Annotated in this window: 28 protein-coding genes; 19 read left to right on the top strand and 9 right to left on the bottom strand. The window is 60.7% G+C overall.

From position 1 onward, the window contains the following. The first annotated feature begins 7 nt into the window (after positions 1 to 7). Positions 8 to 1,228 (top strand): exo-alpha-sialidase, encoded by a 1,221-nt coding sequence (locus tag HYN24_RS15180; RefSeq protein ID WP_240327689.1) that lies wholly within the window; start codon positions 8 to 10, stop codon positions 1,226 to 1,228. Continuing rightward, a complete protein-coding gene (locus tag HYN24_RS15175) occupies positions 1,225 to 1,689 on the top strand; it encodes a redoxin domain-containing protein (protein WP_117610040.1) in 465 nt (154 codons plus the stop codon). Before HYN24_RS15180 ends, HYN24_RS15175 begins: the two co-directional genes overlap by 4 nt. A 7-nt stretch (positions 1,690 to 1,696) precedes the next feature. On the opposite strand, the gene HYN24_RS15170 is transcribed toward HYN24_RS15175, so the two are convergent. From HYN24_RS15170 to HYN24_RS15135, 8 genes are all read right to left on the bottom strand, one after another. Continuing rightward, entirely contained in the window at positions 1,697 to 2,293 is a 597-nt protein-coding gene (locus HYN24_RS15170) for a Crp/Fnr family transcriptional regulator (RefSeq protein ID WP_117610039.1), read from the bottom strand. Positions 2,294 to 2,358: 65 nt separating this feature from the next. Next, entirely contained in the window at positions 2,359 to 4,635 is a 2,277-nt protein-coding gene (locus tag HYN24_RS15165) for a TonB-dependent siderophore receptor (RefSeq protein ID WP_117610038.1), read from the bottom strand. A 194-nt stretch (positions 4,636 to 4,829) separates the two neighbouring features. Further along, complete coding sequence (locus tag HYN24_RS15160; RefSeq protein WP_117610037.1) at positions 4,830 to 5,279, bottom strand: four-helix bundle copper-binding protein; 450 nt, start codon at positions 5,277 to 5,279, stop codon at positions 4,830 to 4,832. A gap of 93 nt (positions 5,280 to 5,372) precedes the next feature. Then, entirely contained in the window at positions 5,373 to 7,127 is a 1,755-nt protein-coding gene (ptsP, locus tag HYN24_RS15155) for a phosphoenolpyruvate--protein phosphotransferase (RefSeq protein WP_117610036.1), read from the bottom strand. Between the two features lie 6 nt (positions 7,128 to 7,133). Further along, the gene (locus tag HYN24_RS15150; RefSeq protein ID WP_117610035.1) at positions 7,134 to 7,403 is read right to left on the bottom strand and encodes an HPr family phosphocarrier protein; all 270 of its coding nucleotides are present in this window, start codon (positions 7,401 to 7,403) and stop codon (positions 7,134 to 7,136) included. A 21-nt stretch (positions 7,404 to 7,424) separates the two neighbouring features. Further along, on the bottom strand, positions 7,425 to 7,814 hold the full coding sequence (locus tag HYN24_RS15145; protein ID WP_117610034.1) for a PTS sugar transporter subunit IIA: 390 nt from the start codon (positions 7,812 to 7,814) through the stop codon (positions 7,425 to 7,427). 23 nt (positions 7,815 to 7,837) lie between these two features. Further along, positions 7,838 to 8,722: a DMT family transporter gene (locus HYN24_RS15140; protein ID WP_305790964.1), complete on the bottom strand. Its 885-nt coding sequence runs from the start codon at positions 8,720 to 8,722 to the stop codon at positions 7,838 to 7,840. A 97-nt stretch (positions 8,723 to 8,819) separates the two neighbouring features. Then, entirely contained in the window at positions 8,820 to 9,386 is a 567-nt protein-coding gene (locus HYN24_RS15135) for a DUF3365 domain-containing protein (RefSeq protein ID WP_117610033.1), read from the bottom strand. Positions 9,387 to 9,819: 433 nt separating this feature from the next. On the opposite strand from HYN24_RS15135, the gene HYN24_RS15130 reads away from it, so the two are divergent. Together HYN24_RS15130 and HYN24_RS15125 are read left to right on the top strand one after the other, a co-directional pair. Then, positions 9,820 to 10,743 carry a DMT family transporter gene (locus tag HYN24_RS15130; protein ID WP_117610032.1) on the top strand — a complete coding sequence of 308 codons (924 nt, stop codon included), beginning with the start codon at positions 9,820 to 9,822 and terminating at the stop codon, positions 10,741 to 10,743. A gap of 117 nt (positions 10,744 to 10,860) precedes the next feature. Beyond that, positions 10,861 to 11,235 (top strand): hypothetical protein, encoded by a 375-nt coding sequence (locus HYN24_RS15125; RefSeq protein ID WP_117610031.1) that lies wholly within the window; start codon positions 10,861 to 10,863, stop codon positions 11,233 to 11,235. A gap of 60 nt (positions 11,236 to 11,295) precedes the next feature. Here the strand turns inward: HYN24_RS15125 and HYN24_RS15120 are convergent, their stop codons facing one another. After that, positions 11,296 to 12,912: a helicase HerA-like domain-containing protein gene (locus HYN24_RS15120; protein WP_117610030.1), complete on the bottom strand. Its 1,617-nt coding sequence runs from the start codon at positions 12,910 to 12,912 to the stop codon at positions 11,296 to 11,298. A gap of 159 nt (positions 12,913 to 13,071) precedes the next feature. Here HYN24_RS15120 and HYN24_RS15115 point away from each other — a divergent pair, with 159 nt between their 5' ends. The 15 genes from HYN24_RS15115 (at position 13,072) to queE (ending at position 24,069) form a co-directional block, all read left to right on the top strand. After that, entirely contained in the window at positions 13,072 to 13,797 is a 726-nt protein-coding gene (locus tag HYN24_RS15115; RefSeq protein ID WP_117610414.1) for a YebC/PmpR family DNA-binding transcriptional regulator, read from the top strand. Between the two features lie 9 nt (positions 13,798 to 13,806). Beyond that, entirely contained in the window at positions 13,807 to 14,313 is a 507-nt protein-coding gene (locus HYN24_RS15110; RefSeq protein WP_117610029.1) for a hypothetical protein, read from the top strand. Positions 14,314 to 14,319: 6 nt separating this feature from the next. Continuing rightward, on the top strand, positions 14,320 to 15,171 hold the full coding sequence (locus HYN24_RS15105) for a DMT family transporter (RefSeq protein WP_117610413.1): 852 nt from the start codon (positions 14,320 to 14,322) through the stop codon (positions 15,169 to 15,171). Further along, entirely contained in the window at positions 15,168 to 15,707 is a 540-nt protein-coding gene (gene ruvC / locus HYN24_RS15100) for a crossover junction endodeoxyribonuclease RuvC (RefSeq protein ID WP_117610028.1), read from the top strand. The genes HYN24_RS15105 and ruvC overlap by 4 nt, the downstream gene beginning before the upstream one ends. Before the next feature lie 49 nt (positions 15,708 to 15,756). Further along, a complete protein-coding gene (ruvA, locus tag HYN24_RS15095; RefSeq protein ID WP_117610027.1) occupies positions 15,757 to 16,338 on the top strand; it encodes a Holliday junction branch migration protein RuvA in 582 nt (193 codons plus the stop codon). Between the two features lie 4 nt (positions 16,339 to 16,342). Continuing rightward, the gene (locus HYN24_RS15090) at positions 16,343 to 17,398 is read left to right on the top strand and encodes an AI-2E family transporter (RefSeq protein WP_117610026.1); all 1,056 of its coding nucleotides are present in this window, start codon (positions 16,343 to 16,345) and stop codon (positions 17,396 to 17,398) included. Beyond that, positions 17,395 to 18,456, top strand: a complete 1,062-nt coding sequence (gene ruvB / locus HYN24_RS15085; RefSeq protein ID WP_117610025.1) for a Holliday junction branch migration DNA helicase RuvB — start codon at positions 17,395 to 17,397, stop codon at positions 18,454 to 18,456. The genes HYN24_RS15090 and ruvB overlap by 4 nt, the downstream gene beginning before the upstream one ends. Before the next feature lie 101 nt (positions 18,457 to 18,557). Beyond that, the gene (gene ybgC, locus HYN24_RS15080) at positions 18,558 to 18,980 is read left to right on the top strand and encodes a tol-pal system-associated acyl-CoA thioesterase (RefSeq protein ID WP_117610024.1); all 423 of its coding nucleotides are present in this window, start codon (positions 18,558 to 18,560) and stop codon (positions 18,978 to 18,980) included. After that, positions 18,977 to 19,654, top strand: coding sequence for a protein TolQ (tolQ, locus tag HYN24_RS15075; protein ID WP_117610023.1), 678 nt, complete (start codon positions 18,977 to 18,979; stop codon positions 19,652 to 19,654). Before ybgC ends, tolQ begins: the two co-directional genes overlap by 4 nt. A 3-nt stretch (positions 19,655 to 19,657) precedes the next feature. Next, the gene (gene tolR, locus HYN24_RS15070; protein ID WP_117610022.1) at positions 19,658 to 20,059 is read left to right on the top strand and encodes a protein TolR; all 402 of its coding nucleotides are present in this window, start codon (positions 19,658 to 19,660) and stop codon (positions 20,057 to 20,059) included. A gap of 1 nt (position 20,060) precedes the next feature. Beyond that, complete coding sequence (locus HYN24_RS15065; protein ID WP_240327687.1) at positions 20,061 to 20,813, top strand: energy transducer TonB; 753 nt, start codon at positions 20,061 to 20,063, stop codon at positions 20,811 to 20,813. Between the two features lie 31 nt (positions 20,814 to 20,844). Then, positions 20,845 to 22,116 carry a Tol-Pal system beta propeller repeat protein TolB gene (tolB, locus tag HYN24_RS15060; protein WP_117610412.1) on the top strand — a complete coding sequence of 424 codons (1,272 nt, stop codon included), beginning with the start codon at positions 20,845 to 20,847 and terminating at the stop codon, positions 22,114 to 22,116. A gap of 25 nt (positions 22,117 to 22,141) precedes the next feature. Further along, positions 22,142 to 22,687: a peptidoglycan-associated lipoprotein Pal gene (gene pal / locus HYN24_RS15055; RefSeq protein WP_117610020.1), complete on the top strand. Its 546-nt coding sequence runs from the start codon at positions 22,142 to 22,144 to the stop codon at positions 22,685 to 22,687. 2 nt (positions 22,688 to 22,689) lie between these two features. After that, positions 22,690 to 23,430, top strand: a complete 741-nt coding sequence (gene ybgF / locus HYN24_RS15050; RefSeq protein ID WP_117610019.1) for a tol-pal system protein YbgF — start codon at positions 22,690 to 22,692, stop codon at positions 23,428 to 23,430. Continuing rightward, positions 23,431 to 24,069 carry a 7-carboxy-7-deazaguanine synthase QueE gene (gene queE / locus HYN24_RS15045; protein WP_117610018.1) on the top strand — a complete coding sequence of 213 codons (639 nt, stop codon included), beginning with the start codon at positions 23,431 to 23,433 and terminating at the stop codon, positions 24,067 to 24,069. Positions 24,070 to 24,080 lie beyond the last annotated feature (11 nt).

The following is a 24,080-nucleotide window of genomic DNA, read 5'->3' as shown; positions in this document are numbered from 1 at the left end:
AGGTGACATGAAGCCATCAGCCAGCATCCGGCCTGCCGGAAATTTCCTGCGCACGGCGGCCCGAACGTTTGTCTTGGGGATGAGTCTGTTCGCAACGTCTGGCTTCGCAGCAGAGGCCATGCCCGGCATGGCCAGGGCGGCGCGGCCGGAACTCGGTTCTTCCGCCGTGTTCGCACCGGACGGCAATCTCCTGGTGGCGGCCAAGCAGGGTGAGCATGTAGTCATTTACCGCAGTGCCGACGAGGGTAAGACCTGGTCGGCATTGTCTGTGGTCAACGCCCAGCCGGAGGCGATTTCTGCCGATGGCGAGAACCGCCCGAAAATAGCTGTCGCGGCGGATGGCGGTTTGCTCGTCTCATGGACGCATCCCTTTCCGAAGCCGAACACCGGGTCGGTGCGATTTGCCCGGGCCAGCGATGGCATCAATTTTTCGCAGCCGCTGACCGTTCATCAGGACACGGCCATCATTACCCACCGTTTCGAGTCGATGCTGACCCTGCCGGACAACCGGGTCATCCTGGCGTGGATCGACAAGCGCGATCTGGAATTGGCCAAGGTTGCCAAGACGGCTTACCGTGGTGCGGCGATCTACGCCGCCCTATCGACCGATGGCGGACGCAGCTTCCAGCCCGAATACAAGCTTGCCGACTACTCCTGCGAATGCTGTCGGGTGACCAGTGCCATCGACCGTGATGGAGCACCGGTCTTTATGTGGCGCCATGTCTATGCACCAAATGAGCGGGACCACGCGATGACTCGCCTGAACCCCGACGGTACGGCAGAGAACGTGCAGCGTGCCACCTTCGACCGCTGGAAAGTCGATGGCTGCCCGCATCACGGTCCATCGCTGGTCGTTGATGACAAGGGTGTCCGTCATGCCGTCTGGTTCAACCAGAAGGATGGCGAAGGTCGGGTTTTCTATGGTCGGCTGGCATCCGGGGCAGAAATTAAACTGACAGGTCAGCGCACGGTCGGTGGTCCTCGGGCAGCCCATGCCGACATGGCCACTGCTGGAGACCAGTTACTGATCGCCTGGAAGGAGTTCGATGGCGAGCGGACCCAATTGCGCGCCATGTTGTCCGGCGACGGTGGCAACAGCTTTACCGATTTTGCCCTTGCGACGACCGAGGGCGCGTCCGATCAGCCCCGGGTCATTCGCCGCAAGGACAAGCTTTTCACCTTCTGGCGGACGGAAAAAGAAGGTTTTCGCCTATTCCCGACACCATGATCCGACGAGTTATTGCCCTTTGTTTCCTGGTCGTGGCCGGGCCGCTGGTCGCTGCTGACTTTACGCCGCTCGATCGCGTGGCTGCGAAGCGCCTGCTCGATCCTGAGAGTCACCGCCAACCGACGGTGATCGCCCTGTGGTCTTCCGACTGCAACTATTGCAAGAAAAATCTGGATCTACTGTCGCGCCTGGCCAAGGGGAACAAGAAACTGCACGTTATCACCGTCGCCGCGGAACCCGAATCGCCGCAACTGTGGCCAATGTTGAAACCATACGCGCTGAGCGGGGCTCGCTATGTCTACGGCTCCGATAACCCGGAGGCTATCGCCTATGCCATCGATCCAAAGTGGGGTGGCGAATTGCCTCGCACTTTCTTGTTCGATGGACGGGGCGGAAAGGCGGTCGTTGCCGGCGTTATTTCAACAAGCGCGGTCGAGAAATTGACCGCCCTTCGGTTCTAAGCGCGCGTCACGCCGTAGCGGCCAGATTGACCTGAAAACTACGTGTGGCGTGGATGCCGGCTAGCTTGATCGGCGCCAGCACCTTGCTCCGTTCCAGTCCCTTGATGATGCGCGAAATGGTTTCAAAGCGAAGGTCGGTGATGTCGGCGATATCCTGTCGCGTCGGCAGCACGGCCAGCCCGGAATCGTTTGAAAACAGGCGGATCAATCCAAGCACCCGGTCTACCGCCTGACCGCCGCGAAGTGCTACGATCTCGGCCGCCCGCGTTTGGGCCTGGGCTAGGGAGGCGATCAGTGATTCTCCGGCCATCGCCGCTGCGCCTTCCGGCCAGGGTGAAAGCTCACACCGGGTCAGCGCCGTGGCTGAAAAGGTATAGGCACCGAATAGAAGCGTTTCACAACCGAGAATGTCGCCAGGGACGGCGAGGCTGGCAAATGACATTTCGCCGGAAGGGGTGCCACTGTTCAGGCGGACTATGCCATTCTGAAGCCGCCAGGCGCTACCGCCTGTTCCCGCACTGTAGATGCTCTGGTCGGCAAGATAGACCCGGGCGTTCCGCGGAGTGGCCGGACTGCTACGGTCTGCGGAGAAGTACGGGGCCATGGCGAGCTTCCTTGATGACAAAGAAAAACCCCGGCTGGTGCGGGGGTTGCTGATGTGAGTTGACCTCAGAACTTCAGGTTGAGCCCCGCGTAGAACGAGCGGCCCATGCCGGGGACGGCAACGCCCCAAGTCATTCCGGTCTGCATCATCGTAGTTCCCTGGCCGGTATACGCACCACCTAGCGGCATGTAGTAGAACTTGTCAAAGAGATTTTCAACGCCGAAGTCGACGCGGACCTTGCTCCAAGTGTAGCTGGCGCGCAGGTTGGTCAGGCTATACCCGGAAGTCTCGATCTCGTTCCGGACTGCCGAGGTGTCGTGCTTGCCTGTGACGCCGATGACTTCGATGGCATTGTTCCAGCCTCCGAGCTGATGGGTGATAGCCAGTTTGGCGTTGAGCGGCATGATGTTGTACAGGTTGCCACCGGTATCGCGGTTTTCGCCACGAGTGTAGCCGAGCAGGCCGGTCAGGCCGAAAGCCCCGAGGTTGGTGCTGGCCAGCGGCATGCGGCCGGAAAGATCGAGGCCGTAGAGGCGTGCCGATTGGTTGGCATATTGCAGCGTGACGAACCGGGTCGTGCCGGTGGCATTGGTGCCGGCACAGGTTGTTGTATTGCTACAGCGCACGGCGTCAATATAGTCGTCAACATAGGTGAAATACGGCGTGGCCTTGATTTCCCACGAACGGTCGGCGGCATGCCAGTCAAAGGTGGAGGAGACGGTGTAGGCCTTTTCCGGCTTCAGGTCCAAGTTGCCGACGTAGCCGTTGCCATCCCCGACGAAGTTGTTCATGACCGCGGCCATCGACCATGTAGACCAGGTATAGCGCTCGTACAGATTGGGCGAGCGGACCTTGCGGGCCAGGCCGAATTCAATGTCTGTGGTGGTGCTTGGCGTGTAACGGGCGATCGCCGTCAGGTCCAGGTTGTTGTCGGCACGGTCGTGGCTGCGGGCGTTGAAGGCTGCAGCGTCCGACTGCTGGTTGTTCCACATGGGGGCCATGCCGTTTGTGCTCGGGTTGTACCCTTGAACGTTGCCGGCATCGCTGGTAACCCGCTCAAATCGAGCGCCAAGCTGTGTGGTCCACTGTTTGCCGAAACGAGCTTCCCATTCAGCAAATACGCCCAGACGATTGCGCTCACCATCCTTGATGTTGTCAAAGGTGCCAGGCCACATACCGGAACCTGAGGGCGGCCACCAGTCGTTCAGCGTGTAGTGCTGGTAGAGGGCGCCGATGCGCAGCAGGTCGTTGGCACTCAAGTCGATGTCAGCCTTCAGATTGACGCCGGTGGTTTTGCTGGCTGAGTACATCGGCATGCCGGCTGCACAGGTGGCGCTGATCGGGGAGCAGGGGGTGCCATTGACCGCTCCCGGGCCTCCGGATGCGGTGCCATACCAAAACCGCTTGTCAGCGCCGAAATCCATGAAATGATCGACATCTTCATAATAAGCGCGCGCTTCCAGCATGCCCCAGTCGAACTGGCCGAGATAACGCAGATTCACGCGCTTCTGCTCGTTGCCCAGCATGTCCATGCGCTGGTTCGGGTAAAGCTGCTCGGGGACGTCCTGATAGGCGAACTTGGCTTCGACGAGGTGATTGCCGCCGCGCATGGCAAAGCCGAGGGTATGCGTTTGCGACTCATAGGCACTTGAGCCGACTTCATCCAGCGGCAGCGTATGACCAACGCGGCCTGTCGCCGTGGTCGTCTTGAAATTGCCGCCGGCCGTGTAGTTGTCGGCCTTGGTCATGGCGCCGGTGTAGCTGACGCTGAAGTTTTCAGTGGCGACCGTAGCGCCGACATTACCGCCGACGGCGTTGTTGTTGCTGCGATAGAAGGTACCGATTTCGCCCTTGGTCAGCAGGCCTTGGCCGGGAGCGGCAAAGGCGGGGGCGGCGGTTTCGGCGACGATACTGCCGCCGATGCTGTCGCCACCAACGCTGACCGGTGTGATGCCGGCGTAGACCTTGATCTTGCTGACCGCATTGGGGTCAAGGTAAGAAAGCGGCGGATTCATGTGGTTGGGACAGGTGGCGATGAAGTCCATGCCATCGACGGAGATACGCAGACGGTCATCGGCCAGGCCGTGGATGGCCGGCAGGCTGGAAACGCCCCCGGCACCGTACAGCGAAATGCCCGGTACATCCTGGAGCAGGCTGGCGGTGTCCCGTGTCACCGCATGTTTGGCGGCGATCTCGGCTTGTCCGATCTGGCGTGGCGAACTGGCTTCCGGAATCTTGCCGGCACTGACCACCACCTCGTTCAAGGTGGTCTGGGCATAGGCTGCCGGTGCGGCAAAGGCGACGGCCAGCGCAGCGGCCAGCGGACGAATCGGATACCCCATGAAATCCTCCCTGATTCTTGCTATTTAAGTGGGGGCTGATTTTCAGGGAATTTATATGTCAGAGGAATGCGACAAATTGTCGCGTGACAAATTGTCGCAGGCGGGAGGCGCTGCTCAGCGTTGGGGATTTCGGGCAAAGAAAAAGGCACCTGCCGGTAACCGGAGATGCCTTCGGAAATGCCGGGTGAAGTGGATCAGGCGCTCAGCTTCTTGCACTCCTTGAGGCACGAAGCACAGGCTTCAGCGCAGGCCTTGCACTCTTCGTGTTTCTTTTCGTGCTTGCGGCATTCCTTTTCGCACTCGGCGCACACATCTGCCGCGACCTTGGCCATTGCCTTGGTATGTTTGGAGTTCTGGCCAGCAAGCCGCCCCAGCGTACTGCACACGGCGAGCAAACCATTGACCGACTGGGCGCAGCTGGCCATTTCCTTATCTCCCTCTCCCAAAAGGATGAGGCAGTGTGCCAAACATGCTTCGCCCGTTTTCAGACAGTCGCTGCTCGAAGCGATGAGAGCAGCATAAGGATTGGATGGGTGATTGTGATGATGGCTATGGTCGTGATTGTGATCGGCCGCCAGGGCGGAACTGGCAACTGCTGCCGCCATCGCTGCGCCAACAGTCTTCAACATTTCGCGTCGTTCCATGACTTCTCCTTGGTCTGTGAAATTGAATTGGCGTATTCCGCCAGAATTGACAGTGTGCCTCAATGTTGTCTGCGATTCCAGCCGGGCACCGATTCAGCCGCCTGTTGCGCCGTTCAGTTTGTCGAGGGCTTCGCGCAGTTTGCCCGGTTCGTCGAGGCGCAACATCTTGCGGACGTTGGGGGCGATCTCGTTTACCTCGGACTTCAGCACCCGGTTCTTGACCTTGAGAATCTGCGATGGGTGCATCGAGAAAATGCGCAGGCCCATGCCGAGCAATAGCCGGGTCAATTCCGGGTCGCCCGCCATTTCACCGCAGACGGAAACCGGGATATCGACTTTTTCGGCCATCGACAGCGTGTGGGCCAGCAGCATCAGGACGGCCGGGTGGAGGGGATCGTAGAGAGCAGCGACCTGTTCGTCGGAACGGTCGATGGCCAGGGTGTACTGGATCAGGTCGTTGGTGCCGATCGACAGGAAGTCGAGCCGGCGCAGGAACAAGCCGACGGCCAGCGCGGCAGCGGGGATTTCGATCATGCCGCCGACCTGGATATTCTCGTCGAAGGCGACCTTCTCGCCACGCAGGCTGGACTTGGCCTGCTCCAGCGCGGCCAGGGTCTGGTCGATCTCGTGGGCATGCGCCAGCATCGGGATGAGCAGCTTGATCGGACCGTGTTTGGAGGCGCGCAGGATGGCCCGCAACTGCGTCTGGAACATGCGGGGTTCGGCCAGCGACAGGCGGATGGCGCGCCGCCCAAGCGCCGGGTTGGTCTGGACACGGTCGCCGTTGCTGCTGTTGGGGCGCAGATCCTTATCGTTGCCAAGGTCGAAGGTGCGGATGGTGACCGGCCGCCCGGCCATGCCCTTGACGACCTTTTTGTAGGCTTCGTATTGCTCACGCTCGTCGGGCATGTCGCCACGGTCGAGGAAGAGGAATTCGGTGCGGAACAGGCCGATGCCCTCGGCACCAGCCTCCAGCGCTACCGGTACATCGTTGGGCAGTTCGATGTTGGCGAACAACTGCACCGGCACGCCGTCGATGGTTTCCGACTTGGCGGTCTTGAGGCGCTTGAGCTTGTTCTTCTCCAGCTCGATCTGTTCCTTGCGGAGCTGATACTCGTCCAGCACGCGCTGGTCGGGATTGACGATGATGACGCCGCGCAGGCCGTCGACAATCAGTTGCTCGCCATCGCGGATCAGTCCACGGGCGTTTTCCAGGCCGAGGACGGCGGGAATCGCCATGCTGCGGGCGAGGATGGCAGTGTGCGAGGTGGCCCCGCCGACATCGGTGATGAAGGCGGCGAAGCGGTGATCCTTGAAGGCAATGGTGTCGGCCGGCGATAGATCGTGGGCAACGACGATGAGGACTTCTTCCTTCGATTTTTTCGCGGTTTTCAGCGCGGCGCGGCCGGGATGGCCAAGCAGTTCCTTGACGACGCGTTCAACCACCTGCACCACATCAAATTTGCGCTCGCGCAGGTAGAGGTCGTCGAACTGCTCGAACTGATCGACCAGGTGCTCCATCTGCTGGACCAGTGCCCACTCGGCGTTGCACCGGCGTTCGCGGATGATGTCGCGCGGCTTCTGCGCCAGTTCCGGGTCTTCGAGGAACATGGTGTGGATGTCGATGAAAGCATTGAGCTCGGCCGGCGCATGCTCGGTGCTTTCCTTCATCTGGATGAGTTCTTCCTTGACCGCCTTGATGGCCGCGTCGAAACGCTCGATTTCCTTGTCCACCATGCGCGGTGCCAAGGTCAGGTGAGCCACCTCGAGCGTCGCATGCGACATCAGCATGGCCCGCCCGATGGCGATGCCGCCCGAAACGCCGAGACCGTGCAGGATGAAGCTCATTGTGGCTTATTCCCCTTCGCCGAAATAATCGGCAATCAAGGCGAGCAGTGCCTCCATCGCCTCGGCCTCGTCGGCCCCGTTGGTTTCGAGGGTAACTTTCGAACCCTTGCCGGCGGCCAGCATCATGACGCCCATGATGCTTTTGGCGTTGATGCGGCGCGTGCCCTTGCTCATCCATACCTCGCACGTGTACTTGCCGGCCATCTGGGTCAGCTTGGCGGAGGCGCGGGCATGAAGGCCGAGCTTGTTGATGATTTCGGTTTCCTGGGTGAGCATATGGCTATCGATTCCGGTTGTTCAGTGGTCCAGCATGTTGATGATGCCGTCGCGGCCGCCATCGCGGGCGCGGATCAGCAGGGTATCCATGCCCTTGTCGCGATAGGTCAGGGCGCGCAACAGCATGGGCATATTGACGCCGGTCAGTCCTTCGACCCGGCCTCGTTCCAGCAACTTTAGCGCAAGGTTGGCCGGTGATGCACCGAAAATATCAGTAAGCACCAACGCACCATCACCCTTGTCGGCCAGGGCGAGCATCTCGCGGGCCATCGGCAGGAGGTCGAGCGGGTCATCCTGCGCCGTCATGCCGAGCTGGATCAACTGGGGCGGGCGCTTGTTGAGCACATGGCAGACGTTCTGGACGAGCGCCTCGCCATAGCTGCCATGCGTGATGAGAAAGATGCCGATCATGCCAAGATTCTAACTCAGGCTTTTTACCGCCGGCTGACGATCAATATGCCAAAAACGACCAGCGCCGCTCCGACCATCTGCGCCAGTGAAATGGCTTCGCCGAGCAGCCACCAGCCAAAGCCGATGGTCAGGATCGGGCCGACCATGCCGAACAGCGATGCCTGTCCTGCCCCGATCCGGCGTATCGCCGCTGACTGGGCGAAGACCGGCACGATGGTGGCGAAGACCGCCATGGCTACTCCCCAGCCATAGACCGGCAAGGGCTGGACGAAGGCGGTGAGCGGGTGGGAGGCCGAGAAGTGCACCAGTGTGACAGCCGATGAAACGAGCATGGCCAGTGCTGAAAAGCGCATTGCACCGAGGCGGGCGATCATCGGCCCACTACCCGACAGGTAGAGGGCATACGACACGCTGGAGCCAAAGACCAGTGCGCCACCGATCCAGACATTGCGGGCATCGCCCAGGCCGAGGTCGTGCACGAATGCGAAACCGATGCCGAGGTAGCAGAGCAGCACGGCCAGCATTTCGCGCCGGGTAAACGGCTTGCCCTGGAAAAGTACACCAATCAGAAGGGTCAGCGTCGGGTAAGTAAACAGGATCAGCCGCTCAAGACCCGCCGAAATGTATTCCAGTCCCCAGAAGTCGAGAATGCTCGCGCCGTAGTAGCCTAGACAGCCGAGGGCAAACAGCCTCAGCCAGTCCTCTTGCGTCAGGTTGCTGCCCGCCCTCTGTCCGGCCAGTCCGACCCAGAGAAAGACCGGCAGCGCGAAACCCATGCGCAGGGCGAGCAGGGTGATGGCATCGACACCATATGGATAAGCCAGCTTGACGAAAATCGCCTTGAGCGAAAAGCCCAGCGCGGCGATCAGCGCCAGACCTGCGCCATACGCATTCGATTTTTCCAACACGACTCCTTCACCCTTGTCCGGCCTCCATTAGAAGGGTGGATCGCCAGCTTGGCAACAAGGAGTTTCCCGCCCCGTCACCGACGAGGGGCGGTCGTTCCTACAGTGGCCGCTTGACCGTCAGAGCGCCGCGAATCTGCCCCTTGGTGTAGCCAGTCGCCTGGTCGTGCGGGTAGCTCTCGGCCAGCTTGGCTTTCAGGCCGGCTTCAAGACCATCGGCCGGGCCATGACACTTCAGGCAAACGTCGCCAACCGGAAGTGCCTTCATGTAACGGAAGACCGGCTTGCCGTCGATGTTGACGATCTCGCTCTTTTCCATCGTGTCGATCTTCTCGCCATTGGCGGCGCGGATATTGAAGTCGGCCAGCTGGCGAACCTCCCAAAGGTCGGGCGTGCCGCGCTCGGCATTGCGTGTCTTGAGGCTGACCCGGCGAATATCCCAGCCCGTCTCGGCGCGTTTTTCCTTGATAAGGGCCGGCGCCTGCTCCTTGCATACCGGAATCGCCCCGGCCACGCCCTTCTCGGCAACGGCTTCCTGCATCGCGGCGACGACCTTGGGGGCAAGCGGCAGCACCGATTTTTTCGTTTCGGCGGTGAGCGCGCCGATATCCTGGGCGACGGTGGGCAAGGCGGCCAGCATCAAGGTGATGGCAATAATTGTTTTCATGGAAGGCTCCAAGGAAAATCAGAAAACGCTTATTTTACGCTGGCTTGATGACTGACTTACGGGCTATTTGGTCTCGTGCTCGACGGCCCTTGACGGACTGTGCTGCATGCCATCAGAATCGGGGCATGACTTCAATGGTTTCGTTCCTCGTTCCGAAAACTCCCTGCCGCCGCATTCTGCGCGCTTGGCACGTTGTCGCTCGTCCGGGGCCGGGGTGAAGTAGTCGTTTTCTCCCAAGATTTCAGCAAAGGCCGCGGACTTAAAACCCCGCGGCCTTTTTGTTTGCCCTTTGTTTATCCCTCGTTGAAAGGAAGTGCCATGACCCGTATTGCCCAATCTGCCTGCCCTATGACTCTGTCTGAAGACTGGGAGCGTCTCGCCCAGACTGACTTGCATCCACCCTCGCCGCAACCGAATTGAAGAGGAGAAGTCTGTGTCCATTCCCATCGCCTATCTCGGCATCATCCTGATCTGGTCCACCACGCCGCTGGCTATCCAGTGGAGTACCCAGGGGGCCAGTTTTGCCCTCGCCGTTTTCGCCCGCATGCTGATTGGCGCCGTTGTTGCGGCCTTGATCGTTATCGTCTGGCGCATCCGCTTTCCCCTCCATGGCCGGGCGCGGCGCGCCTATCTGGTCGGTGGTCTGGGCTTGTTTGTGGCGATGGCCCTCACCTACTGGGCGGCCCGCTATGTGCATTCCGGCCTGATTTCAGTCCTCTTCGGTCTTTCGCCGCTGGCCGCCGGGCTGCTTGCCGCCTTGTTTCTCGGTGAGCGCTCCCTGACACGCCTTAAGCTCCTTGGCATGCTGCTCGGCGCTGGCGGGCTGGCCACCATATTTATTCACGGCGATAGCCTGGCGCATGAAAACGCGCTGGCTGGGCTGATTGCGCTGGTCATCGCTGTTTTCATCTATTCCGGCTGCCTGGTCTGGCTCAAGCACATCGGCGACGACAGCCCGCCCCTGGCCACCACGGTGGGGACGCTGACCGTCTCGCTGCCTTTTTTCGGCCTGATCTGGTGGTTCACCGACGGACAGTTGCCTGACATGGTGCCGCCTCGCGCCGGGGCGGCCATCGTCTATCTCGGGGTCTTCGGTTCGGTGATCGGATTCGCGCTCTATTACTACGTGATCAAGCACCTCGAAACGGCCAAAATAGCCCTGATCACGCTGATTACGCCGGTGATCGCGCTGCTTCTCGGCCACTGGCTGAACGATGAAAGTATCGGCCTGCGCCTGTGGCTGGGGACCGGGCTGATTCTGTTCGGACTCAGCGTGCATCAGTGGGAAAGTCTGGCCGGCCTGATTCAGTCATCGCGACAAGGGCGGCCTGCAGGGATGGGCGGGGAAAGTGACTGACCCTGAAAAGTTGCCGCTAGAACGCGCTGCCTGGCCTTATCATGCGTTTCCGGCAGCCTTCGCCTGCATCCGGCAGCGTGGGAGACTTTCTGCCATCGTGTTTTCACAGGAGTTTTCATGAATATCCGATCCATCGCCTTCATCGCCCTTTTGTCCAGTATCGGTCTGACGGGCGTCAACATGGCCACGGCAGCTGACAGCCCGGCGACCATTGCTTCGATCAATCAAAGCAAGGCGTCGCTCGCCGGCAAGACGGTCAAGGCCACGGGTAAGGTGGTCAAGGTCAATAACGGCATCATGGGCCGCAACTTCCTGCACATTCAGGACGGCAGCGGCGATGCGACGACCGGCGATCTGACCATCACCAGCCAGCAGACGGCGAAGGTCGGTGACCAGATCAGCATTTCCGGCGTTGCTGCCGTGAATCGCGATTTCGGCAGTGGCTACCTGTATCCGCTGTTGATCGAGGATGCCACGATTACCGCCAAGTAATTTCTGCGCCGCAAAGACAAAGGCCACCCTCTGGGTGGCCTTTGTTGTTGGTGTGCTGTTTTAGCGCCTTCCGCCCAGAATCGAGCCCAGCACGCCGCGTAAAATCTGCTTGCCGATTTCCCGGCCGACCGTACCGGCGACGCCGCGTGCGGCGCTCTTGGCGGCGCTTTCGAGTACACCTTCGCGATGGCCGCCACGGGGGCCAGTGGTGCCGCCGAGCATGTCGCCGATGGTGCCGAAAATGCCGCCTGATGTCTGTGGTGCGGCTTCGGGTTGGCGCGGCTGCGGGGCTGGTTCGCGGCGGGCGGCGGGCTGGTTGGCGCTGTTACCCCAGTCATTGTCATTGATGTTGCCGCCAGCGGGTGGGGCCGGGATGGCCCCCGGAGCGGCCGGTGCGCTGGCTGGTTTGCCGCGCAGGATTTCGTAGGCCGATTGGCGGTCCACGGTCTGGCCGTAGGTGGCGAGCATGGGCGATGCCTTGATCATGGCCTGGCGTTCGTCGGCAGTCAGCGGGCCGAGGCGGGAAGCGGGCGGGAAAATGAAGCCGCGTTCGACCATGCTTGGCCGGCCTTTTTCATCGAGGAAGGAAACCAGCGCCTCGCCGACGCCAAGTTCGGTGATCGCCGTGGCGGCATCGAATTTCGGGTTGGGTCGCATCGTTTCGGCGGCCGACTGAACGGCTTTCTGATCGCGCGGAGTGAAGGCGCGCAGAGCGTGCTGAACGCGGTTGCCGAGCTGGCCGAGGATTTTTTCCGGGACATCGAGCGGGTTCTGCGTCACGAAGTAGACGCCGACGCCTTTCGAGCGGATCAGGCGGACGACTTGCTCGACCTTGTCGGTCAGGGCTTGCGGGGCATCGGTGAACAGCAGGTGGGCTTCATCGAAGAAAAAGACGAGCTTTGGTTTGTCGAGATCGCCGGCTTCCGGCAATTGCTCGAACAGTTCGGAGAGCAGCCAGAGCAGGAAAGTTGAATAGAGCGCCGGAGCCTGAACGAGTTTTTCAGCGGCCAGCACATTGATGACGCCACGACCGTTTTCGTCGACCTTCATGAGGTCGTTGATATTGAGCATCGGCTCGCCGAAGAAAACGTCGCCACCCTGCTCTTCGAGGGTCAGCAGGCCGCGCTGGATGGCGCCGATGGAGGCCGAGGCGACATTGCCGTATTCGGTGGTGAAGCTTTTGGCGTTGTCGCCGACGTGCTGGACCATGGCCCGCAGGTCCTTGAGGTCGAGCAGGAGCAGGCCCTGGTCGTCGGCGATCTTGAAGACCAGTTGGAGGACGCCGCCCTGGGTTTCGTTGAGGTTGAGCAGGCGGGAGAGAAGTAGCGGACCCATGTCGGAAATGGTGGCACGGACCGGCACGCCACCCTGGCCAAAGACATCCCAGAAAGCGACCGGGTTGGCGTAGGGGGCGAAGCCTTCGAGGCCAAGATCCTTGAGACGGGCTTCCAGTTTCGGGGTGACCACCCCGGCCGCGCCCATCCCGGAGAGGTCGCCTTTTACGTCCGCCATGAAGACGGGAACGCCAGCGTAGGAGAGACGTTCGGCCATCGACTGCAGGGTGACGGTCTTGCCGGTGCCGGTGGCGCCAGTGACCAGGCCGTGGCGGTTCGCCATCTGCGGCAGCAGGGCGGGATAACCGTCTTCGGATTTGGCGAGGTAGAGGGGTTCGGACATGGCGACAGGCTCCAGCGGGAAATGTATCCCGGCATTCTAGCAATCCGCCGCCGCGACTTTGTGAATTCGCGTCAGCATTGGGTCGACGCCGGCCTGACGAGAAACGATCTGGCGGGTAAAATCTCGCCTTCTTCGTTATTTGCATTCAGGGAAAACAGCATGGCTGGTCATTCCAAGTGGGCCAATATCCAGCACCGTAAAGGTCGCCAGGACGAGAAGCGCGGTGCCGCCTTCTCGAAGATTGCCAAGGAAATTACCGTTGCGTCCAAGATGGGCGGCGGCGACATCAACTTCAATCCGCGCCTGCGTGTGGCGGTCGACAAGGCCAAGGGCGTCAACATGCCCAAAGACAAGATCGACACCGCCATCAAGAAGGGTACGGGCGAACTCGAGGGTGTCGAGTACATCGAGATTCGCTACGAAGGCTACGGCATCGGTGGCGCGGCGATCATGGTCGATTGCCTGACCGACAACAAGGTGCGTACGGTGGCTGAGGTTCGCCATGCCTTCTCGAAGTTCGGCGGCAACATGGGCTCCGACGGGTGCGTGGCTTTCCAGTTCAAGCACTGCGGCCAGATGATCTTTGCGCCGGGTACCGATGAAGCGGCCCTCATGGATGCCGCCATTGAAGCCGGTGCCGACGACGTGACGAGCAATGACGACGGGTCGATCGAAGTTCTTACTCCGGCCAACGATTACATGGCCGTCAAGGATGCCCTGGAGGCCGCTGGCTTCAAGCCGGAATTCGGTGAAGTGACGATGAAGCCGGAAAGCGAAAACGTCTTCGCCGGAGAGGAAGGCGTCAAGATGCAGAAATTGCTCGACGCCCTGGAAAACCTCGACGATGTGCAGGAAATCTACACCACTGCCGTGATCGAAGACTGATTCCCGGCGATGCCGCTGCCCGTCATCATCGACATCGAAGCGTCGGGGTTCGGGCGCGGCAGCTATCCGGTCGAGATCGGCTATTTTGCCCCGGATGGGGAGTCGTATTGCACCCTGATCCTTCCCGAGCCGGGCTGGACCCATTGGGACAGTTCGGCCGAGAAGGTGCATGGCATTACCCGCGAAGTTCTTGCCAGCCATGGCAAGCCCGCCGCCGAAGTCTGCCTTGCGCTGAACCGGAGCCTGCACGGCAAGAAGGTCTATTGCGATGGCTGGGCGCATGACTATGTCTGGCTGGCCGTGATGTACGACGCAGTCGGCCTGATCCCGTCCTTTCAGCTCAAGGATCTGCGGGAACTGTTGAGCGACTGCTCAAAGTCCCTGTGGCATCCGACCCGGGCGCTCATTGAAACGCGCCACGCGATGCGACGCCATCGGGCCAGCGGCGATGCCCGAATTCTGGCTGAAACCCTGCTCGAAACCACCCGCCAGTGCGGCGGTGACTTGCAGATCTGAGTGCTCGTGCAACGTTTTTATCCGCTTCTCTTTGTCTTCCTGTGGAGCACCGGCTTCATCGGCGCCAAGCTCGGCCTGCCGCATGCCGAGCCGCTCTCTTTTTTGCTTACACGCTACGGACTGGTCATTGCCCTGATGCTGGTCATTGCGCTGGCGACCCGGGCACCCTGGCCGGAGAAGGGGCGCGACTGGCTGCATATCGGCATCTCGGGCGTACTTGTGCATGCGGTTTATCTTGGCGGTGTCTTCGTTGCCATCAAGCATGGCCTGCCGGCCGGGGTGACGGCGCTGGTTGTCGGCATGCAGCCGCTGCTGACAGGATTTGGCGCGGGATGGCTGCTTGGCGAAAAAGTGAGTGCTCGCCAGTGGGGTGGTTTGGGATTGGGTTTACTCGGTGTCGGCCTGGTCGTTTCCGGCAAACTTGGTGAGGGGGCGCTTGGCCCGATGTTGATCCCGGCTGTGGTCGCCCTCCTCGGCATCACTGTCGGCACGCTGTATCAGAAACGTTTCTGTCCGAAGTTCGACCTGCGTACCGGTTCGGTCATCCAGTTCGTCCCGACGGCCATCGTCACCGCGCTGGCTGTGGCCCTGTTTGAGAATTACCGGATTGACTGGAGTGGCGAGTTTGTCTTCGCCCTCGGCTGGCTCGTGCTGGTCCTCTCACTGGGGGCCATCAGCCTGCTCAATTTGCTGATCCGCAGCGGCAGCGCGGTCAATGTTGCGGCGCTGTTCTACCTGACACCGCCAACCACGGCGCTGATTGCCTATGTCATTTTCGGTGAAAACTTGACCTTGACTGCGGCATTTGGGATGTTGGTCGCCGTCAGTGGCGTTTATCTGGTGGCGAAAGCGAAATGAGCATTCTCACTCCGCGCATTATTGGCATTGACCCCGGCCTGCGGGTGACTGGCTTTGGCATCATCGAAATGCACGGCAAACAACTGGTCTATGTTGCCAGCGGCTGCATCAAGTCGAACGATAAGGAATCGCTGCCCGATCGGATCAAGACATTGTTCGCCGGGATCAGCGAAGTGATCGCCACCTACGCGCCGAATCAGGCGGCAGTGGAAAAAGTCTTTGTCAACGTCAATCCGCAATCGACCCTCTTGCTCGGGCAGGCGCGCGGTGCCGCGATCAGCGCCCTGGTCCATGCCGGACTGCCGGTGGCTGAATATACGGCACTGCAGACCAAGCAGGCCGTGGTCGGTCATGGCAAGGCAGCCAAGGAGCAGGTGCAGGAGATGGTCGTTCGTTTATTGAACCTGACCGGGGCGCCCGCGGCCGATGCGGCCGACGCCCTGGCCTGCGCCATTTGCCACGCGCATGGCGGCCAGGGTCTGGGTGCCCTGGCGACGGCCGGTTATAGCGTTCGTGGTGGACGGCTGGTAGGATGATAGACTGTGTGAAATTACAGTACTTTCTCCAGAAAGAGATGGCCCCGAAATGATCGGAAGACTGACTGGCCTGATTGCCGAAAAGAACCCGCCGCAGATCGTGCTCGACCTCAACGGCGTTGGCTACGAGCTTGATGTGCCGATGAGCACCTTCTACAACCTGCCGGCGAATGGCGAGAAGGTCATGCTGCTGACCCACTTTGCGGTACGCGAGGATGGTCATTTTCTCTATGGCTTCCTGACCGAGGCCGAACGCTTCGCCTTCCGTCAGTTGCTCAAGGTGTCTGGCATCGGTGCCCGCACCGCGCTGTCGGTGCTCTCCGGGCTGTCGGTCAACGACCTGGCGGCTGCCGTGGCGCAGCAGGAACTCGGTCGTTTGATCAAGGTCCCGGGCATCGGCAAGAAGACGGCCGAGCGCCTGCTTCTGGAACTGAAAGGCAAGCTCGCCGACACGGTCGGCGGCGTGTCGTTGCACGCGGCCGTCGCCGATACCAAACAGGATATTTCTAATGCCCTTCTTGCCCTCGGCTACAACGAGAAGGAAGCGGCTGCCGCGATGAAGCAGCTGCCGGCCGATATCGGCACCTCGGACGGCATCCGGGCTGCACTCAAGCTGTTGTCAAAGGTCTGATGCGATGATCGAAGAAAGCGACCCCAAGCGGCTGGCGCAGATGGCGCTGGTGGTGCTGCTCATCATCGGCTGTGTCACTGTGCTGCTGCCCTTCATCGGGGCCGTCCTCTTCGCTTTCGTGGTGTGGATGTGCACCTGGCGTTTCTACGCCGAAAAGCTGCTGCCGCGACTGGGTGGGCGTGCCCTGCTGGGGGCTTCGTTGATGACCCTGGCGCTGATTCTCGTCACCTTGCTGCCAACCCTTATCCTGGCCGGGTCGCTGGCCAATGGTGCCGATAACCTGATCGAGTTCGTCAAACCCTACATCGAACAGGGCTTGCCGGCCAAGCCGCCAGGCTGGCTGAGCGGGCTACCTTTCATTGGCGTCGAAATCGAAGTTACCTGGGGGCGCATTGCCGGGAGTCGAGACGAACTCGACGCACTGGTCAGGCAGTTCGTCGTCCCGGCCCGGCAATTTGCCCTGGCGCTCGGCGGTATTGCCGCCAATGGTCTGTTGCAACTGGCGCTGGTCCTCTTCGTTACTTTTTTCCTGTATCGCGACGGCGTGGCGATCAGCAAGGCGCTTTACGTCGGTGCCCGCAAACTAGGTGGCGAGCTGGGCGAGAACATGCTCGACAAGGCTCGCGACACGGTTGTCGGCGTCATGCTCGGGATTGTCGGCACGGCGGCCGCCCAGGGTGCGGTGGCGATGCTGGGCTTTCTGATCGCCAGCGTGCCGCAAGCGATGCTGCTCGGTTTTGCGACCTTCTTCCTGTCGATGATCCCGATTGGTCCGCCGCTCATCTGGGGCAGTGCGGCCGCCTGGCTGTACAGCGAGGGGCAGACGGGCTGGGCGATTTTCATGGCGCTCTACGGTCTGTTCGTGATCAGCAGTATCGATAATTTCCTGAAACCGATCCTGATCGCCCGTGGTGCCGGCCTGTCGATCCTGCTCATCGCGCTTGGTGTGCTTGGCGGGGTGCTGGTTTTCGGTTTCATCGGCATCTTTCTTGGTCCGGTGTTGCTGGCGCTTGGCGACATGCTGCTGCAGCGCTGGCTTGGTGAGGAACCTCTCGCATGATAGAAACTGACAAGCTTGGCCCCGTCACCGACCGGATCATCGCCCCCACGGCGAAATCAGCCCAGGAAGAAGCGCTCGAGCGCGCCCTGCGCCCCAAGCGGCTGGCTGACTACACCGGTCAGGTGAAAATCCGCGAGCAACTCGAAATCTTCATCCAGGCAGCCCGTCAGCGCAGCGAATCACTCGATCACGTGCTGCTCTTCGGGCCGCCGGGTCTGGGCAAAACAACGCTGGCCCATATCGTTGCGGCCGAAATGGGCGTCAACCTGCGCCAGACATCCGGTCCGGTTCTGGAACGGGCGGGCGACCTGGCCGCCATCCTGACCAATCTGGAACCGCACGACGTGCTGTTCATCGACGAAATCCACCGTCTCAGCCCGGTTGTTGAAGAAATCCTCTATCCGGCCCTGGAAGACTTCCAGATCGACATCATGATTGGCGAGGGGCCGGCCGCCCGTTCGGTCAAGCTTGATCTGCCGCCGTTCACGCTGGTCGGGGCGACGACCCGCGCCGGTATGCTGACCAACCCGCTGCGCGACCGCTTCGGCATTGTTGCCCGTCTCGAGTTCTATACGGCTGAAGAGTTGAAGAGCATCGTTAGCCGCTCGGCTTCGCTGCTCAACGCGCCGATTGATCCGGACGGGGCTTTCGAAATTGCCAAGCGTTCGCGGGGTACGCCGCGCATCGCCAATCGCCTGCTCCGGCGCGTCCGCGACTACGCCGAAGTCAAGGCCGACGGCAATATCAGCCGGGGCGTGGCCGATGCCGCGCTGGTCATGCTCGACGTCGATTCGGCCGGGCTCGACATCATGGACCGCAAGCTGTTGTCAGCCGTTATCGACAAGTTCGGTGGCGGTCCGGTCGGCGTTGACAACCTGGCGGCGGCCATTGGCGAGGCACGCGATACCATCGAGGATGTCCTTGAACCCTACCTGATCCAGCAGGGCTACCTGCAGCGCACTTTGCGTGGCCGGATCGCCACACCAGCTGTCTATCGCCACCTCGGACTGGCCGAGCCGGCCAGCGCAGTCGTCCGCGATTTGCTCGGCGAAGCGTAAAGCGACCGACCAAGGTTGATGGATCGTCGGGGAAAAGGTGATTATCTTTCTGGAAACAGATCGTTACAAAACAATGTTGCGGCGCAAGGTAAAATGCTGCGATGAAATATGAGCCGAAACCCAATGCCTTCTCTATTCCAGTCCGCGTTTATTACGAGGACACGGATGCTGGCGGCGTCGTTTATTACGCCAATTACCTCAAATTCTTCGAGCGCTGCCGCACCGAGTGGATGCGCTTTGCCGGCCATGATCAGTCTGCCCTCGCCGCGGAGGCGGGCATTGGTTTCGTCGCTCGCAAGGCGAGTTGCGAATACCTCAAGCCGGCCCGTCTCGACGATGAACTGACGGTCGGCCTCGAAGTCGAGAAGCTGACCCGTGTCCGCGTCGTCTTCCGTCAGCATGTGCGGCGTGGTGATGTTGAACTGGTCACCGGCACTGTTGAAATTGCCTGCGTTAACATGGTCACCATGACGCCGTCGGCCATCCCCGATTTTCTGCACCAAAAACTGGAAGCGCTGAAATGAACGTCACCCAGGATCTTTCCATCCTCCACCTCATTCTCCAGGCCAGCGCGGTCGTTCAGGCCGTCATGGCCCTGCTCGCCGGGGTCTCCTTCATGTCCTGGTACTACATTTTCATGAAGCTCTTCGCCGTCAAGCAGGCGCGCGAAAAGACCGAGACCTTCGAGCGCGACTTCTGGTCTGGTGGTGATCTCAACAGCCTCTTCAACAGTGCCGTCAATGACCGCCACAATGCGGGCTCAATGGAGCGCATCTTCGAGTCGGGTTTCCGAGAATTCACCAAGCTGCGCGGCCAGAAGAATCTTGAATCGAAGGACTTTGTCGACGGCTCCCGTCGTGCCATGCGCGCCACCTATCAGCGCGAAATGGATTCCCTCGAATCGCACCTTTCCTTCCTCGCTTCGGTCGGCTCAGTCAGCCCCTACATCGGCCTGTTTGGTACGGTCTGGGGCATCATGCATGCCTTCCGTGGCTTGTCGAACGTCGGTCAGGCCACGCTTGCCACCGTTGCGCCGGGTATTGCCGAAGCGCTGGTTGCTACGGCTATCGGCCTGTTCGCGGCGATCCCGGCAGTGCTCGCCTATAACCGTTTCTCGCATGACATCGATCGTCTCGCGACGCGTTACGAATCGTTTATGGAGGAGTTCTCCAACATTCTCCAGCGGCAGACCCGTTAAGCCATGCGCCAGCGCCGTCTGAAAAGTGAAATCAACGTCGTCCCCTATATCGACGTCATGCTCGTCCTGCTCGTCATCTTCATGGTGGCGACGCCGATGATGACGACCGGTTCGGTCGATCTGCCGAGCACCGGCACGGCACCGCAGAAGCCGCCAAAATATCTCAAGGTCGAAGTGAAAAGCGACGGCGGGCTGGCTGTCTTCGACGCCAACGGCAAATCGACCAAAATTCGCAGCATCAAGGATCTGAAGAGCGAACTGGGTGCGCTGAAGACAGCTGACGAAACGATTGCCGTGCTGATCGCCGGCGACAAGGAAACCCAGTACAAGAACGTCATCGAAGTGCTTGATGAGGTCAAGCGCATGGGCTTCGACAAGGTCGGCCTGGAAACTGCCAGTAAATAAAGTGGACATCACCCTCGACAAACCTGAAGAACCGGGCAAGAAGTACGCTCTGGCGTTCACCATCCTGGTGCACGTGGCGCTGCTCGCGTTCCTCTTCTTCGGGGTGCAGTGGAAACGCAGCAAGCCGGAGGTGATGGAGGTCGAATTGTGGTCGCCACGGCCCATGCCGGCGCAGGTCGTGCATCCGCCGGCGCGCCCGCCTGAACCGGAAGTGAAGCCCGAGCCAAAGCCAAAGCCGCAGCCGAAGGTCGAGCCGAAGCCCGAGCCGGTGGTGAAAAAGCCGGAAATCGTCGTCAAGGAAGAGAAGAAGAAACCCGAGCCGCCCAAGCCCGAAGCGAAGAAGCCGGAGCCGCCAAAGTTCGATTTCAGCAAGGAACTGTCGCGCGAGACGGCCGACCTCAAGCCCCGTCCCAATACCCAGCAACTGGCCAATGCTGCCGCCGCGGAGTCCGAGCAGCGGGCCTCATCGAACAAGCGCGGGCTGGCTGACTACGCCACCAAGATTCGTGTCAAGGTGCGTGGCAACATCATGTTGCCCCCCTCCATTCAGGGCAACCCGGAAGCCGTGTTCGAGGTCAGTCAGTTGCCCAATGGTGACGTCCTGGATGTAAAGCTGAAGCGCTCCAGCAACAATCTGGCACTGGATAGCGCCATTGAGCGTGCCATCCGTAAATCATCACCCTTGCCGAAGCCGGACGACCCGTCACTTTTCCAGCGAACGCTGGAAATAAAATACAAGCCGTTTGAAGAGTAAAATCGCGCGAATCCTTTTGAAAATGAACGAAATGTCCCGAATTTCCCGCCGCCTTTTTCTGGCTTTTTCCCTGTTGGCCGCAGGTCTGGCCCAGGCCCAGCTTTCGATCGAGATCACTGGTGCCGGCGCTAACCGGATTCCTGTGACGATCGTTGATTTTCCCGGTGATCCGGTCGCTTCCCGCGTCATCACATCGACCGTGCGGGGCGATCTTGAGCGCAGCGGGCTGTTCAAGCTGATCGATCACAGCAATCTGAGCTTTGACGAAAACGCGCCGCTCAATCACGCCGACTGGAAAGCCCGGGGTGCCGATGCCCTGGCTGCCGGGAGCATCGCGCGCAGTGCCGACGGTCGCATGGAGGCCCGTTTCCGCCTCTACGACACGCAGAAGGGCGTATCGCTGGGCGGAGCTGCCTACGTCACTAACAGTACCCAGTTGCGGGCTGCCGGACACCGCATTGCCGACTATATTTATGAAAAACTGACGGGTGAAAAAGGCGTCTTCTCGACGCGCATCGCCTACGTCGTCAAGGCGCGCGGTCAGTTCCTGCTGCAGATTGCCGATTCCGATGGCCAGAATGCCGCCACCGCCCTGACTTCCACCGAGCCGATCATTTCGCCGGTGTGGTCGCCGGATGGGGGTCGTCTGGCCTACGTTTCCTTTGAGAAGAAGAAGCCGGTCATCTACGTTCACTCGCTAGCCTCCGGTCAGCGCCACATTGTGGCCAATTTCAAGGGCTCCAACTCAGCGCCGGGCTGGTCGCCGGATGGTCGCAAGCTGGCCGTCGTCCTCTCCAAGGACGGCTTCTCCCAGCTCTACTCGGTGAATGCCGATGGTAGCGGCCTGCAGCGTATTACCCAGTCGTCCGGTATTGATACCGAGCCGCGCTATTCGGCCGATGGCGGGACGATCTATTTCACCTCTGACCGTGGTGGCAGCCCGCAGATTTACCAGATTGGTGCCAACGGTGGCGATGTTCGCCGGGTCACCTTCGAGGGCAGCTACAACGTTTCGCCGCGTCCGTCGCCGGACGGCAAGAGCCTCGCCTTCATCAGCCGCCGCGAAGGCCGCTTCCAGCTTGCCATCATGGACCTGGCCAGCCGCCAGGTGCAGGTGGTGAGTGATTCCTACAAGGACGAATCGCCCAGTTTCGCCCCCAACAGCCGCATGATCCTGATCGCCACTGAAGTCGGCGGGCGCGGCGTACTATCGGCTGTCTCCAGCGATGGCAGGATCAAACAACGCCTTACGGTCGCAGCAGGCGATGTCCGCGAACCGGCCTGGGGCCCTTACTTCCAATAATCCAGACATCCACCCGGAGAACGTCATGAAAAAACTACTTATCCCCGCCCTGCTTTCGGTCCTGTTGGCCGCTTGTTCCACCACCCCGCTGCCCGATGATGCCAATGGCGCCCCGGTCGAATCGCGCAGCGGTTCGAGCAGTGGCGTTACCCCGGTGACCGCCGGTGGTCTCGACGCCAGCGGCCTGCCGCGCGAACTGACCGATCCGAAGAGCAAGCTGTCGCAGCGCAGCATCTACTTCGATCTCGACAGCTACGAAGTGAAGGGCGACTACAAGGATCTGGTTGCCGCCCACGCCAAGTATCTCGTTGCCAACAAGGGATTCAAGGTTCTGCTCCAGGGTAATACCGATGAGCGCGGTAGCCGCGAATACAACCTGTCGCTGGGCCAGAAGCGTGCCGAAGCCGTCAAGCGTTCGCTGACCCTGCTCGGCGTCAAGGATGACCAGATTGAATCGGTCAGCCTTGGTGAAGAAAAGCCGAAGAATGCCGGTCATGACGAAGCCGCCTGGTCGGAAAACCGTCGTGCCGACATTCTCTACAAGGCGGCTGACGGTCGCGGCGAGTTCTAAGCATGCGCCCGGTTCGAATCGCCCTTTTCATTGCCGCGCTGGGTGCTTTCCAGGCCCAGGCCGGCGTGTTTGATGACGACGAAGCCCGTCGCCAGATCGCCGATGCGAAAGCCAAGGCGGAGGCGCGATTCGACCAGCAGGCCAAGGCCCAGCTGGATCTGGCTGGCCAGATCCAGCAGCAGGCCGAGGAAATCTCCCGCCTGCGCGGCCAGATTGAAACGCTCGGTTACGAGCTGGAGACGGCCAGAAAGCGCCAGCAGGATTTCTATCTCGATCTCGACACGCGTTTGCGCAAGTTCGAAGCGGCAGCGACGGCGGCTGCGCCGGTCGCCCCGGACAGTGCCCCAAGCGCCAAGCCGGCCAACGATCCGGCCAAGGAAGGTAGCGAATACGAAGCGGCGCTGAATCAGTTCAAGGCCGGCAAGTACAAGGAAGCGGCTGCCGGTTTTGGTGCTTATGTGCAGAAATATCCGGACAGTTCGCTCGCCCCCAATGCCCAGTACTGGCTCGGCAATGCCTGGTACGCGCAGCGTGACTGCAAGCGGGCCATCGAAGCCCAAAGCGTGGTGACCGGCAAGTATGCCGATAGCGCCAAGGCGCCGGATGCCTGGCTGGCCATTGCTACCTGCCAGCAGGAATTGAACAATCCGACCGCTGCCAAGCGTTCTCTCGACACGGTGATTGCCAAATTTCCCGGCACCCCGGCCGCCGAAGCGGCCCGCGATCGCTTGAAGAAGAAGTAATTGCCTTTACGTCTTACCGAAATTTTTTATTCCCTGCAGGGCGAGGCATCGCGTGCCGGCCTGCCGACTGTATTTGTTCGTCTGACCGGGTGCCCGCTGCGCTGCACCTGGTGCGACACCACCTACAGTTTTACCGGGGGTGAGCCCGCCACCATTGAGTCAGTCCTGGCTGAGGTGGCGAAATACCCTGCCCGTCAGGTCTGCGTCACTGGCGGTGAGCCGCTGGCGCAGAAGGATTGCCTGGGGCTGCTGACGGCGCTTTGCGATGCCGGTTACGATGTGTCTCTCGAAACCTCGGGGGCGCTGGATGTTGCCGCGATTGATCAGCGTGTAGCGCGAATCATGGATCTCAAGGCACCCGATTCGGGTGAGTCGGCCAAGAATCTCTGGAGCAATCTGGCGGTCTTGAATCGCCGTGACGAGATCAAGATTGTTATCGCTTCGCGCAGAGACTATGAGTGGGCGCGCGAGGTCTTGCGCGACAGGCAGATTGATCGCTTGTGCCCGGTACTTCTGTCGCCGGCCGGCGGTCTGATCGAGCCGCAGTTGCTGGCCGGTTGGATTCTCGAAGACGGCCTGAACGTCCGTTTCCAGCTGCAGTTGCACAAGATACTTTGGGGTAATATGAAGGGAAAATAGAGGAGGAGACG

The sequence above is a fragment of the Dechloromonas sp. HYN0024 genome, assembly GCF_003441615.1.
In the GTDB taxonomy this organism is placed as follows: Bacteria; Pseudomonadota; Gammaproteobacteria; order Burkholderiales; family Rhodocyclaceae; genus Azonexus.
Note: the sequence above shows the minus strand (reverse complement) of the source record. Positions and strands in the feature narration are given on the sequence as shown.